Annotated in this window: 11 protein-coding genes; all 11 read left to right on the top strand. The window is 46.1% G+C overall.

What is annotated here, in order from left to right:
* Nucleotide 1: 1 nt before the first annotated feature.
* The 11 genes from IPJ96_05945 (at nucleotide 2) to lnt (ending at nucleotide 14710) form a co-directional block, all read left to right on the top strand.
* Nucleotides 2–1282 carry a hypothetical protein gene (locus IPJ96_05945; GenBank protein ID MBK7909892.1) on the top strand — a complete coding sequence of 427 codons (1281 nt, stop codon included), beginning with the start codon at nucleotides 2–4 and terminating at the stop codon, nucleotides 1280–1282.
* A 381-nt stretch (nucleotides 1283–1663) separates the two neighbouring features.
* Complete coding sequence (locus tag IPJ96_05940; GenBank protein ID MBK7909891.1) at nucleotides 1664–1903, top strand: hypothetical protein; 240 nt, start codon at nucleotides 1664–1666, stop codon at nucleotides 1901–1903.
* Between the two features lie 18 nt (nucleotides 1904–1921).
* Complete coding sequence (locus IPJ96_05935) at nucleotides 1922–2839, top strand: restriction endonuclease (protein MBK7909890.1); 918 nt, start codon at nucleotides 1922–1924, stop codon at nucleotides 2837–2839.
* A gap of 382 nt (nucleotides 2840–3221) precedes the next feature.
* Entirely contained in the window at nucleotides 3222–4619 is a 1398-nt protein-coding gene (locus IPJ96_05930; GenBank protein ID MBK7909889.1) for an IS1182 family transposase, read from the top strand.
* Between the two features lie 152 nt (nucleotides 4620–4771).
* The gene (locus IPJ96_05925) at nucleotides 4772–5266 is read left to right on the top strand and encodes a hypothetical protein (protein MBK7909888.1); all 495 of its coding nucleotides are present in this window, start codon (nucleotides 4772–4774) and stop codon (nucleotides 5264–5266) included.
* Nucleotides 5267–5494: 228 nt separating this feature from the next.
* Nucleotides 5495–6226: a hypothetical protein gene (locus tag IPJ96_05920; GenBank protein MBK7909887.1), complete on the top strand. Its 732-nt coding sequence runs from the start codon at nucleotides 5495–5497 to the stop codon at nucleotides 6224–6226.
* A gap of 708 nt (nucleotides 6227–6934) precedes the next feature.
* A complete protein-coding gene (locus IPJ96_05915) occupies nucleotides 6935–7690 on the top strand; it encodes a hypothetical protein (GenBank protein ID MBK7909886.1) in 756 nt (251 codons plus the stop codon).
* A gap of 4 nt (nucleotides 7691–7694) precedes the next feature.
* Nucleotides 7695–7982, top strand: coding sequence for a hypothetical protein (locus tag IPJ96_05910; protein MBK7909885.1), 288 nt, complete (start codon nucleotides 7695–7697; stop codon nucleotides 7980–7982).
* 717 nt (nucleotides 7983–8699) lie between these two features.
* Nucleotides 8700–9218 (top strand): hypothetical protein, encoded by a 519-nt coding sequence (locus tag IPJ96_05905; GenBank protein MBK7909884.1) that lies wholly within the window; start codon nucleotides 8700–8702, stop codon nucleotides 9216–9218.
* Between the two features lie 421 nt (nucleotides 9219–9639).
* On the top strand, nucleotides 9640–12849 hold the full coding sequence (locus IPJ96_05900; GenBank protein ID MBK7909883.1) for a T9SS type A sorting domain-containing protein: 3210 nt from the start codon (nucleotides 9640–9642) through the stop codon (nucleotides 12847–12849).
* Between the two features lie 232 nt (nucleotides 12850–13081).
* Nucleotides 13082–14710 (top strand): apolipoprotein N-acyltransferase, encoded by a 1629-nt coding sequence (lnt, locus tag IPJ96_05895; protein ID MBK7909882.1) that lies wholly within the window; start codon nucleotides 13082–13084, stop codon nucleotides 14708–14710.
* Nucleotides 14711–14750 lie beyond the last annotated feature (40 nt).

Here is a 14750-nt window from a genome sequence, read left to right as displayed (position 1 = left end):
TATGAAAAGTCTATTTGAAAAAGAAGAAAAAGAAACTGCCTTAAATCAACTCAAAGTTGATTTGATTTCTCGTTTCTATCCTTTTTCAAAAGATGACATTTTACAGTACAAGTCAATTCTAAACTTTGACCGATACCACTTAATGAACAACGATTCGGTTAAATGGGACATTGAACTGCTCGACAAAGTAGATGCAAAAATTGATTGGTCAGCACTTTGGAAAATAAAGACCATAAAATTTGACATTGCCTTTTTCAAAAGATACGAATCCAAAATCGAATTTAGTTCCATCCATCTGTCCAAAAACATTGAATGGTCTAATGATTTACTTTCAGAATACGGTGATAAGTTTGATTGGAGCAAATGGCTTATAACAAAAGAACCACTTTCAACCATTGAAAATTTAAGAAGATATAAGGATATACTTGATTGGAGTTCGGTATCACAAAGAATAAATATTGACTTCACGGAAGAAACACTTCAAGAGTTTTCAGAAAAATGGGATTGGAAAAAGTTGTCAGCTAATAAAAATCTCCCGCTTTCAGTTGAATTTATTCAAAAGTATATGGAGAAGCTAGATTTTGACGCATTATCACAAAATCCAAAGAGTATAGAACTTATTTATAAATATCCTGCATCAAAGAAATGGAATTGGGATAAAGTAATTTTGAATCCTGCCATCAGCTATAACAAAGATTCTTTTGATTTTGTATTTAGCCATTACAAAAAACAGTATGAAACTAAAGAGTTTACAAATCCAATTTTGAAGAAAATGGCTTTGCCATCATTTCTATTTCGAGTATTTACTCGACAACAAAACGACATCAGTTATTTTTTGCAAGATGATTTCATAAAATATTTGCCTTGGGAAAATCTATGCAAATTTTGTAATACTAAATTGACGCTAGATTTTATCGAAAAATATAAAGAAAAATTGAATTTTAAAGAATCAGAGTTTATCAGGAATCATCGAGATATTATTTCAAAAGAGTTCATAGAAAGCAATATTGATTTATTTAATCCTACACACTACTCATTTTATTATCTCCCTCTGACAACTGATTTGTTGAATAATCTGAATGACAAAATAAATTGGAATAACCTTTCAAGTTGTGAAAAGCTAAATTGGACTTGGGATTATATTGACGCACATTATGACAAGTTCAACTTTTTTAGACTTTCAGAAAACAAAGGGATATATGACAAGCTAGTAATGGATAAAACAAGTAAGAACGGAGTATTTGAATTTCTTAACGATGAAATGACCAAGCAAAGAAAATGAATAACAAGCCACCCTATTTGCAAGCACATTGCCAAAGCCCCACAAGCCAACCCGCAAGGCAAAGCTTTGTCAAAGAGCTTGCAAAGCCAACGCTCAACCGACTGACAGACAAGACGAAAGAAGAACACCGAACCGATAACAGGCGTTTGGCACAATGGCGGGTTACGTGGTTAATTGAACATTCTACCTCGCATCAACTTTTGTGGTGTATTGACAGTTTTGTGCTCCGAAATCCGCCACTGCGCCAAGCGCCAAAACGTTATCGGGCAGCCTAGAAAACGACACAGACATTAAGAAACCTATCTTTGACATCAAAAAAAACGGGGAAAGCAGAAAACCGAATAGAGTATGCAGATAAAATGACAAGCAATGAATAAATTTATGATTGACATCCTTTTACAAGGAATTGACGATGAAACAAGAATTAAATTATTACCAAGGGAGCAAGAAATAATAAAAGAATGGGAAAATAATGGGACACTTTTAGCCTCATACATAAAAGGCGATGTAGCTGGTATTTATTTGGTATTAATGGCTAATGACAAAGCTGATGCAGACAAAAAGCTTTCTACTTTGCCTTACTACCCATATATGAAAATAGAAATCATTTCACTAAGATAACAGGAAAAATTCCAGATTATGATACCAGACTATCAATCATTAATGCTTCCTTTACTCAAACTTGTTTCGGACGGACAGGAACACAAATACAGAGACTTGATTGAAAGTTTGGCTATCGAATTTGAAGTAACTGATGAAGAAAGAAAAGAACTTTTAGCAAGTGGTAACCAAGCAATTTTTGACAATAGAGTTGGTTGGGCAAAGACTTATCTAAAAAAAGCAGGACTGCTTGACTCTCCGAAACGTGCAACATTCGTAATCACAGATATTGGCAGACAAACTTTAGCAAAAAATCCCGACCGAGTTGATGCGAAGTATCTAAGACAATTCCCTGCATTTTTAGAATTTCAAAACGCTTCGAGAAATGATGATACTGAAGAAGATGAAATCACTATCATAGAGACAAATGAACAAACTCCTGAAGAGAATTTAGATAAAGCATATCAAAGAATAAGAAAGTCCTTGGCTTCTGAATTACTTAATAAAGTAGTTGAATTATCGCCTGCTTTTTTCGAGAGACTAGTAGTTGAACTTTTAGTAAAAATGGGTTACGGAGGTTCAATCAAAGATGCAGGGAAAGCAATGGGGAAAAGTGGTGACGAAGGAATTGACGGAACAATAAAAGAAGACAAACTTGGCCTTGATATTATCTACATTCAAGCCAAGCGTTGGAAACCAGGAAATGTTGTTGGACGACCAGAAATTCAAAAATTTGTTGGTGCACTTGCCGGACAAGGAGCTAAAAAAGGAATTTTTATCACGACATCAAATTTCACTAAGGAAGCGTTAGAATACACACCGAGAAATGAAACAAAAATTGTTCTCATTGACGGTGAACAGTTGGCTCAACTTATGATTGACTATAATCTTGGTTGCACAACACAACAGACTTATGAACTCAAAAAACTTGACAGCGACTACTTTGGCGAAGAGTGAAACATACGGACGACAAGAAGGCCGACCCGATAACACGAATTTGGCAAAAGTGGCGGTTCAGCGCTCCGCAGACACATTTGTGGTTAATCAAAATTTGGTTCTCCCCATCAACATTTGTAGTCAAAATCGCCACCTTCGCCAAGCCCGAAAACGTCAGACTGTGCAAAAACCTTCCCGCCCTGTTTAAAGAAATTCAATCCAATTAAGGGGATTGCTGATTATCTTCAGAGGATAATCGGCTTCCCATGAAATACCTCACCGGATTTGATCGCAGGCAGGCCACGTTATTCCCGACGTGTATCGATGATTTGATCCCGGAAGATGCCGAGGTCAGGGTAATTGATCTGTTTGTGGATGCGCTCCCGCTTAAGGATTTGGGTTTTTGGAAAAAGCGCCGGTGGAAGAAGGCCGGCCGATGTATCACCCGGCGGATCTGTTCAAATTGTATGTCTACGGATACCTGAACAGGATCCGAACCTCCCGGCTCCTGGCGCGTGAGTGCCAGCGGAACATTGAGCTGCTGTGGCTATTGAAAGGCCTGCAGCCCTGTTTTCGTACGATTGCCGGTTTTCGGTCGGAGAATCCGCAGCTCTTCCGTAATGCGTTCACCCACTTCGTACGGCAACTCAACCGCAAGGGCCTGACCGGGAAAACACTGGTGGCGCTGGACTCCAGCAAGTTCAGAGCGGTCAACTCCAAGAAGAACAACTTCAACCAGAAGAAAATCGACCGGCAACTGGAATACATCGATACCAAGATTCAATCCTATATCGAAGAACTCAATGCCGGTGACCTGGATGAAGCTCAGCAGGAAGCCGTTGGTGAGAAGCTGAAGAAACAAAAAGCTCAGCGCCGAAAGTATAAGCGCATCGAAAAGCAGCTTGCCGCCACCGGCCAGGACCAGGTCTCCACCACCGACCCCGATGCCCGCAGCATGATCCTGCACGGCTCGGTGATCGAAGTGGCCTACAACGTGCAGACCGTCGCAGACTCGGCCAATAAGCTGGTGCTCGAGTACGAAGTCACCAACCAGAACGACCGCAAAGCCCTGCTGCCGATGGCTCAGAAGACCAAGAGCATCTGTGATACAGAGGCCGTGGCCGTACTGGCCGACAAGGGTTACCACAACGGCGAGCAGCTTGCCGCCTGCCAGCGGGAAGACATCTACACCTACGTGGCATACCAGGAAGTTCCCCGGAGCAATCCCGTTCCCACCCCGGAGTTTTACGGCGAGCGTTTTCGTTATAACCCGAAGAAAGATCAGTATGTGTGTCCACAGGGACATATCCTGAAAACCACCGGTCAGTGGTACAACAAAAAGTACGAAAAGTCGGTAACCCGGGTAAAACACTACAAGACCACGGCTTGTAATAATTGTGAAGTGCGGCACCTGTGCACGCGCAATCCGAACGGCCGGGTGATCGAGCGTTCCGTACATGCCGAAGCGGTAGAGCGCAACAACCGGCGGGTCAGAGAAAACTCATCCGTCTATACACTTCGTCAGCAGATCATCGAACACATCTTCGGGACCATCAAACGACAGTGGGGATACGACCACATCCTGTTAAAAGGCCTGCGGAAGAACGAAGGAGAGTTCGGACTCATTTACCTGATTTATAATTTTCGGAGGGTTATAAACATTTTAGGCCTGCCGAAGTTGAAAAAGTGGCTCACCAGGCTGCTTTTTTCTATTTTTACGGATAGGGCGCTCCGTAATTGCTGGCAGCAGCTAAACTATCCGGGCTGTCGGTTTGGGCCTATCAACGCCCAGGTAGCGTGAGAGTGATTTTGGGGTGGGTTGTTGCACGAACTGCCGTTATGCGTCATGCTTGGGGACACTGCTAACCCGAACATTTGTGCAAGAAACGAGCAGACAAAAACGGGGATGCAGAAAACCGAATAGAGTAAGCGCAACTAAAAGCAATCTAATAAATGAGAAACATTAAATCTTTTATCGTTTTTTTCCTGTTATGGGTCCTTAGCGGATGTAATCTCAATAGTTCAAGCAAAGGTAAATCTGATAGATTAGATTTTCCAGAACCAACCGCTGAACAATTTGAAAATTTTGAAAATAAATTAACAGAGGAAGGAATATATTGGAGTAGCTCTGAATCAGAGTTTCTTTTTAGTAAGATGGGGAGAGTGATTTGTTATCATCCTAATGGGGATGAAAAAATTGATACAGGTAGATATGCAAAGTATTTGTCAGGTCAGTGGCATTTTAGTAAGTACGATGGTAAATTACGAATAGTTTGGAACGGTAACACACGGACTTCAGTCACAATTGGTACGATAAAGAATAATTGGAATTTTATTGGTTTTGATGATAGACCAGAATCAGCATCTGAAAAATATATGTATCGAAAGAATTTATCAGACAATACAGAACTAATAGACTATTTTAAAGCTAAATATCCTAGCGAATAAAACTGTGTAAGCACGAAGAACCTATAAAAAACGGTTTGGCTCTTCTAACAAATATTGGTGCGTACTTCAAACAGTTGAGCAGTGAACGAAAAGTAGCACGAACGCATAACATTAGGTATTGCCGCAACACTTTTTTCTCTAATTTTGAATAATTGTAAAAAAGCACTGCGTCAATACCCCAACGTTAAGTGTCATGCTAACCGACCCCCGAAAATATTTTAACAGAAGATGAAAGTAAAAATTAAACTTGCAATACTAGGGCACTTTCCTCACTCACTTGACATTAACAAAGTTAAAAATTGGGCCTCTGACCTTTTTGAAATTACGGAAGTTGACAAGCACAATATAGCTAGTGACTCAGATGGCCTACATTGGGAATTCTTGGACAGAAACGTTGAACAAAATCTCCCGGCTCGTGGAAATTCAGATGTACTAATTGCTTTTACCAACGTAGCCATTCAGGACAATTATTTTGCTCGCAGGTTTTCCGATAATAGAGTATGTGTTTCGTATAACGGTATGACCGAAATACTAAATTACAATGACATTCCTTTGGAGAACCTTTTATTACGCGTCTTATATTCCGTTTCATTTGTATACAAACGCTATGGAAAAAGGTTGCCCGAAATGAGTGAGCACACAAATTTCACTCACGATGAAACGAGAGGTTGCATATTTGACATGGACGGCATAAAGTCGGACGTAATTTACTCGACATATAAACCTCAACTTTGTAGTTCATGTATTCACAATCTGACAAATAATCCAGTTGCCGCAAATCGCATTTCAAATAATTTGATTAACAAAGTACAAATGGAACTTAGAAAACTTGACAAAGGAGTTTATTATCAACTTGCAGATTGGATAAAGAAAAATCCCATTTGTGCAATTATTGTTTCGAGCATTACAGCAATTCTATTAAATGTGATCGCTTCATTTATTTTTGAACGGATAAAATGAGAACAACACGAACACATAACAGCACATTTGCGATAGGCGAGACTTAGTTCTTAGCTTACAGCTCTGTGGTTACAGGAATGCACCTTTCAAAAACAGTTTGTAAATTGCTTAAAGAAATGACAATTCCTCTTATTCAATTCAATAAATCAATCAGAGAATTTAGTTAAACTAACCATCCTTCCCGAAGAGAGTCATTGAGAATTCACGCAACTTCACGGAACAATATGATTCGGATGGCACTAGTACTTATGTCGCAGACGGGGTTGGGTGCGTGCTGGTAGAAAATTTCGAGATTTTCAGCGTTTATTGAAAATTGCCGAAAAGGCCTTGTAGTATTGTTTAGAAACTATGCAGTGTCGTATGTTATTGATAATCTGCATTTTAAATCAACCTTGAAGGGTACTAAACCAGCAGTGTTAGCAAGAATGCAACCTTTTAACAATCTAAATTGAACATTTTAAGCTAATTCTCGTTCTTTCTAGCTAGATTGATAAGATGGAAACACAAAGGTGCTGATACCAATGCATTCATTTCATCGTAATTTGATTATAAATCAAAGCCTAGATGTATACTCATCTGACCGATACAATCCTCGTCTTGATTTTGATTCAAAACCTTACAAAGAACATCTCCAGACCATATTATTGAAAAGGTTAATTTTTTTAAATCATATTAACTTATATATTAGCCCCTTCGAATTCAACCTCTATGGGCAAAAAGATACTTAAAATATTTTGCTTTGTTCTTCTTCCTTCCATCTTTACGACACTTGGAAAGTTTCCAGAAGGGACAAAATATATTTGTGACAAATGTCAAATTGACACGACAGATGATGACATTAAAAGATATTCACTTTATTCATTTTTCACTGGAATTTTGCTGGGTAGCATAACCATACCAATATTCTACCTTAAAATGGAACAGGAACATAAAAGATTAATTGAGTTAAACCAAAGTTCAGTTTCTGAACTTAAGGAAAATCTACTTAATGCATTAAGAATAGATCTTTCAAATCCAAATCTAAATTTTGAAGTACGAGTATTTACTAAAGATAAATTTAAATTGATCGACTGGAGTAAAGATGAAGATTATTTTATCATAAATAACTATCGGGGCTTAGCCGATAATGATCAGTTAAAAGGCTTGAGATTTAGATGCAACAAAAATAGATGGAATGGGCTTATTGGCTTAACTTATAATACTAAAAAGATAGTTTGGGATTCTGATATTTCAAACACAAAAATAAACTATTACACAACTGCAGAACAACAAAATGCTACAATCGGCACACGCTTTATAATGTGTGTTCCTATTATTAAGAATGGAGATGAGGTTGTTGCAATTGTAAGTTTTGACTCAACTTCTGTTGTTCAAATTCCTGATGATGACAGAACCAAGTGGAGGACCTTAGTAATTAGATTTGCCCAAAGTGTTCACACTAAATCCGCATACCTAAAAATGTGAATTCATGAAGAGCATTGACATAAAAAATGCAAGCACCAGTAAAACTCGTGAGAAACGGATTAATGCTCTGTATGCTCAGATTTTTAAAGAGAAACAACTTCCTGACACTGAAGATATGCGTTTCTATGAAAAAATGGAAATGGTTAACGTATATGAATTATTAGAAAGTGGTGAAGTTGAACGTATAGACGAAAACAAATCGTCGGATGCCATTGTGAATAAAAAATCCAAGTCCGCCTTTCTTATTTTAGTTTTAATATCTTCGATCTTATTATTTATTGTCTTGTACTAAATAAATATTTTCATTTAATCAGTTACAATTACTCTTGTAAATATTGCAATAGAAGAAGGAAGCCGTAGTGCGCCTGAGAAAAGCTATAGTATTTTGGGTAAGGATGGCGTCTTTACCCCGTTGTTTAAATAGTTTTCGGAAGAAGCCTTCCGGTGAACATGATGTTAATCTGGAAGAGGCCCCGACGCCGAACCGCAAGAACGGTAAGGGAAAAGCGGGTCAAAAGACAAATGGAGCGTTTCAGATTGGCACTCCGCAGGAAAGGCAAGAAACGTTCGATCAGAATCTATTGCCGAAACGACAGAATTCTCTAAGAGTTGACTTGGGCCGACAGATCATCGCCCAGTATGTATGCCCGGGGCGTCAGCTACGGTGATATTCAGGATCACCTCCAAATGGAATATACCGGTCCACAATTAGAATCAGAAATTGGCTCAATTATCGATTATCTTTGGTGACCGCTTAAAACTCAGCTTGTGACACCCAAAGGTGCCTGCCGGCGGCCGCTCATTCCAAAATGATGGTTTCTCCAGACCCCAATCCACTACACAAAACCCTCATTTTCTCATGAGCCAATATTTAGTGCTGACACACTTCATGTAATATACTCCCGGGGATTCCTGCCTACGCTAAAACTTCGACAGGCTGGCGGGTTTCGGGTTTTAACAGTTATTCGTTTCAAATTTCCAAACTAACCACCACTTTTACCGCATAAAGATGAGCTTCCATAAACCACTCCTGCTATGTCTCGCGCTATTTCTTGCATTTACCACCCGGGCGCAAAGCGATTACAAAACCCTGAGCAAGGACTTACGACGGCTTAAGGGGAGTTGGAAGGGTACGCTTACCTATCTGGATTACACCTCCGGCAAACCGTATACCATGCCCGCCGATGTGTACATCACCCGGGTCGTAGGAACGCAACTGTACCTGTTCTCGCATCTTTACCCCGACGAGCCGAAAGCCAATGCCGTCGATACCCTTCGCCTGTCGCCGGACGGCAAGATGATCGACCAGGAGATCATCCGCTCCCGACGCAAACTGCCGGGAGGCGGTGTTGAGATCATCACGGAAGAAACAGGCGTGGACGGAAACGACCAACAGCCGGCCACCTTCCGGCATACCTACCGCATCGGAAAGGGCTTTTTCAGCCAACGGAAGGATGTGCAGTTCGCGGGGCAGACCGAATGGATTCAACGGCATGAGTATGTGTACCGACGGAATACCGGAAAATAAACAGGCTAGCGGAGTTAGTTGAAAGTTGAAGGTTGAAGGTTGAAGGTTGAAAGATCAAAGTTTTAGGTTTAGTTGCGGGAGTTGTCTGGGGCAGGCGGACCACCAATCACTAATTACCAATTACTAATTACCAGTTACTAATTACCAGTTACCAGTTACCAGTCCCCAATTCCACCGTTCTTCTTACACCCGCAACTTTTAATTCCCCCCTGACTTAACGGCTTTTTTCGATTGATTTTGTGTTTGGGCTTTGTAGAAGCGTCTTGGGGCTTACGATTTTGCTTTGAATCCGGCAGTTTCCGGGAGTGCGGCGGAAAACTTTGGATCGGGAAAGGGTGTATAGCGGGGCTGTCACGACTTTCTCTTTATGAAACATTTCCCTTCCTCCTCCCCAGGCTCGAATCCGCCTAAACGAACTTCCATGCGCTCTTCGCTAAAGCAAGGGTTGCGTACGCGACAGAAGTTCGTTCGACGGGCGGCTGTGGCTTTGTCGTTATTGTTGATCGGCGGACTGGTGGCCTACTTTCAGTTTGCCGATGTCAAGGACGTACGCGCAGCGGTAACCGGCGACTTCCAGACGCGCGGTTCCGGGGCATGGAATGGTACGACCACCTGGCAACGCTACAACGGCAGCTCCTGGGTCAATTCGCTTACGGGTCCTTCCAGCAGCGACGGCGTGATTACCATCCTCAGCGGACATACGGTAACCGTATCCCTGCCGGTCACGGCCGACCAGTTGGTGGTCAACTCCGGCGGACAGATCACTGTGAACACGGGTATAACGTTATCCCTGGCCAACGGAACCGGAACCGACCTCACCGTGAACGGCACCCTGCAAAATGCCGGTACGATCAATATGGGCGGTAGTGTTACGGCTTCGTTCGGAAGCACGGGTACCTACATCCACAACCAGAACGGCGGCACCATACCTACCGCTACCTGGAACGCCGCTTCGAACTGCCGCCTCACCGGCATTACCAACGCCTACCCTTCCGGAGCCGGTCAGACGTTCGGGCATTTTACGTTTAACAGTCCGCTCGTCACCGACGTGGAGATGAGCTCCAACCTCACGACCGCCGGTAACCTGAACATTTCCGGCACGGGTACCCGCACCCTCTACCTCACCAACTCCTCGAACAACCGCACGATCACCGTCGGCGCGAACTTCAACGACAGCGCCGGTACCTTCACCGCCGTCAATAACTCCGGCACCTCCACCATCTCGGTAACGGGGAATTTCAATCTGGCCGGTGGGACCTTCAACATGAAGAACGGCAACGGCACGTCGGGCATGTCGGTGACCGGCGATATGAACTTCACCTCCGGTACGATGCGGCTGCGATCGACCAGCACGACGAACAATGCCACGCTCAACCTCTTGCGCAATTTCACGATGAGCGGCGGGACCCTGGACTTCACCTCCGTAGCAGCCAACAGTACGATGAACGTGGCCGGTAATTTCTCCCATACCGGCGGCACGATGACCGAGAGTTCCACTGGAATCGGAGCGATTGTCTTCAACAAAGCAGGCACCCAGGTGATCACCACCGGCGGCACCGTTTCCAACGCGATCAACTATACCGTCAACAGCGGCTCCACACTCCAACTCGGCACGCAACTGCTGGGCAACGGTAGCAGCGGAACCTTCACCCTCTCCTCCGGAGGCGGACTGATCCTCGGCGATCCGTCCGGGATCGCATCGGTTGAAAATGCAGGAAACATCCGCGTAACCGGTACACGCACTTACAGTACGGGCGGCAGCTATACCTACAGCGGTTCCTCCGCGCAACAGACGGGTAGCGGTCTGCCGGCAACCGTCGCCAACCTCACGATCAATAACTCCAGTGGCGTGACCCTGACCAATACGGCGGCAGTCAGCAACATCCTGACACTGACCAGCGGCAAGGTCACCACCGGAAGCTTCGAGCTCAACGTCACCAACACCTCCACCTCCGCGGTGACCGGACATTCGCAATCGAGTTATGTTGTCGGTAACCTGCGCAGAAGCATCAACGGAAGCGGCACGTACGCTTTCCCAATCGGGACGGCAGCCGAATACGAACTCGCCTCAACGACCCTGAGCGGCATCACCGGCACTACGAACCTGCTCGCGACCTTCACCAACAGCAACCCATTGACGGTAGCCAATCCCCTGCAAAGTCTGTGGCTGAACGGCGTCGACATCGTCGACATGCTCGACTACGGCTACTGGACACTGACACCGAACACGGCAGCCACGGGTGGAACCTTCTCGCTCAGCCTGAGCCAGCGTGGCCATACGAACGTGGCCGGACGTACCGGCTTTACACCGCTGAGCAGGACGAGCGTCGGCAACGACTGGCAGACGCTGGGCAACTCGGTCAGTGGCAGCCTGGTTAGCGGTACCGTAACGACGGTGCGTTCCGGTCTCAGCGATTTCATGGACTTCGGCATCGGTATCGCCGAGCAACCCAAGTCGATGGTGTTCCTGAACTCAAGTCTGATCAGCGGAACAGCCGGACAAGTAGGTGCGATCTACAAGTTCCCCAACGTAACGACCGGCATCGACGCCTGGGTCACGCTGATGGATAAAGAGGGAGGCGCCACACTTTCCGACGTCGACAACTTCACGGCCGGGAACGGCTATGATATCGCCTGGCAGCCGTTCGTCAACCATCCGGCCAACGACACCTCCTCCATCGGCTGGAAGATCCAGTTCAAGAAGAACGGCACCTCGACCGATACGACCATTACGAATGTCGCCATAACAGGGATCGACATCGACGGCGCCGGTTCGATCCGTGAATTCGTGGAAGCGACGCGACCATACAGCTATTCGCTCGCGGTAGTTACCACCCTCACTATAACAGAGCTCGACACCAGTTATCGCGCCACCGGCGACTACCCGACGATCAACAACATCGACACCAGTCATACGGAAGCGATGTATCAGATCAATTACAGTAACATCAACACGTTTTACTATCGTACCGGCGCCATTTCCACCAGTTCATCGATGGAAATGCGGCAACACGCCCTGATGTTCAATGCAACCCTGACCAACAACGCCTCCTCGAATACTTCCCTGCCGGTTTCGTTGCTTTACTTCAAGCCTACCGCGAAGAAGGACCGTGTCCAGCTAGATTGGGCGACGGCGACCGAAGTGAACAACGACTACTTCGTGATCGAACGCTCGGCGGACGGACGGAACTTCGAAGAGATCCTGCGCAAGAGCGGCTATGGCAACAGCTCCACCACCATCGCGTACACGGACATCGACTACTCCCCGCTATCGGGTATCAGCTACTACCGCCTGAAGCAGGTCGACTACGACGGAAAGTTCGAGTACTTTCCGATGAAGGCGGTTCGCTTCGGGAAGACGGACAACAGTCGTGCGCTCAGCATCGAAAGCACGGGGCCGAATCCGTTCACCAGTGCATTCAACATCCACTATCGATCGGAGGAAGCGGGCGATGTGGAAATAACAATTACCAGCGCCACCGGACAACTGGTGCATCACTCGACCGTTCATGCCGAGCTAGGCAGCAACGACTTCGCCTTCACCCAAGCCGCCGATCTGGCAACAGGCCTGTACGTCGTCACCTTGCGGAAAGGCGATGAGGGGGTGAGTGTGAAGCTGAAGAAAGAGTAAGATGGTGATTGGTGATTGGTGATTAGTGATTAGTAATTAGTAATTAGTAACTAGTAACTAGTAACTAGTAACTAGTAAACCTCCACTGTTTACTGTTTACTGTTTACTGTTTACTGTTCACTATTCGCTATTCGCTATTCGCTATTCGCTACCCCCCCCCTTTTTAACCCAATTTAAATCCCCCACCCCCTTCGGTCATGCCGGAACTTTTCCGGATATTTAGACCGTAGGTATGTCCTCCCTTCTTGTCTTTTTCCGTCGGTTCGGCACCGCTTTGTTAACCGGACTGTTGTTGTGGTTGTCGTGGCCGGAACGTGGCTTCACACCCTTGATCTTTGGGGCATTCGTGCCCTTGCTCTGGCTGGAGCGGCAGATTGAGCGCTCGAAGGATTCGCGCAAAGGCTGGCGTTTCTTTGGCTGGTCCTTTCTGGCGCTGGGAACCTGGAACGGATTGACCACCTGGTGGATCTGGAATTCGACGGATGTCGGGGCGATCGTAGCGCTGGGTTTGAACACCTTGTTCATGTGTGTTCCCTGGGCTGCGTTTCATTTGACAAAACGCTCGCATGGTCCGGCCACGGGGTATTTGTCACTCATCTTTTACTGGATCGGATTCGAATACCTGCACCTGAACTGGGACATCTCCTGGCCCTGGCTGACGCTGGGCAATGTCTTTGCCACACATCCGGAATGGGTGCAGTGGTACGAGTACACCGGTACGCTGGGCGGTTCGCTCTGGGTGTTGGGGGTGAACCTGTTGATCTTTCAGATCATCAAGAACGTCTTCGGACGCGAACTGCTGGCCAAGCTGCGCCGGATCAACACCCTGGTGTTGTCGGCCAACATGGTGGGCCTGATCCTGCTGCCCTTGTTCTTCTCGGTCTGGCGTTATCAGCGTGTGAGCGACAAGGGCGAGCCGGTGAACGTGGTCGTGGTGCAGCCGAACATCGATCCGTACAACGAAAAATTCAACGGCACCGGCTCGGCGCAGGTGGCCAAGCTGCTGCAGCTCGCTTCGACCGAAGCCGATTCGAGCACCGACCTGATCATCGGACCGGAGACGGCCTTGCCGGACGGCTTATGGGAGGAACAGATCGGGATAGACAAAGACGTGCGCACGATCCGGACCTGGCTACAGGATTATCCGAACGCCTCGTTCCTCGCCGGTTTGTCATCCTACAAACAATACCAGGCCGGTGAAGCGGTGAGCGCCACCGCGCGCAAGTTCAAAGACGCGGACGCTTACTATGACGCTTACAACAGCGCGATGCTGCTCGACCGGAACGGCAATCTTCAATTGTACCATAAGTCGCGGCTGGTCCCCGGCGTGGAGAAGATGCCTTATCCGAAGCTCTTCGGCTTTTTGGAAGACTACGCGATTGAGCTTGGGGGCACTTCCGGCAGCCTGGGCATGCAAAAGAACCGTACGAACTTCGAGACTGCATCCGGCTTGAAGATCGCGCCGGCGATCTGCTATGAATCCATTTACGGCGACTTCCTGCGCGCCTACTTCAGGGGCGGCGCGGGCTTTTTGGCGGTGATCACCAACGACGGCTGGTGGGGCAACACCCCGGGTTATCGTCAGCACTTCGAATATGCGCGCCTGCGCGCGGTTGAATTCCGGAAGTGTGTCGCACGATCGGCCAACACGGGCATTTCCTGTTTCATCAACCAACGCGGGGATGTGGTCGCGCAGTCAGGCTGGTGGGAGGACGCGGTGTTGAAGCACACCCTGCTGGCCAACGACCGCGTGACCTTTTACGCCCGGCATGGCGATTACATCGGCTTCCTTTGCGCGTTTTTAGCTGTCAGCCTTCTGGCGTTTGTCCTCTTCCGGAAGCTGATTTCCCGGAGCCGTTGAATCGGCGGGAATCCCCTACCTTTGCAGCGAAAATCGGCCC

The sequence above is a fragment of the Bacteroidota bacterium genome (assembly GCA_016713765.1).
GTDB classification, from domain to species: domain Bacteria; phylum Bacteroidota; class Bacteroidia; order AKYH767-A; family 2013-40CM-41-45; genus Pollutiaquabacter; species Pollutiaquabacter aromativorans.
This window is presented reverse-complemented; position numbering and strand designations above follow the sequence as displayed.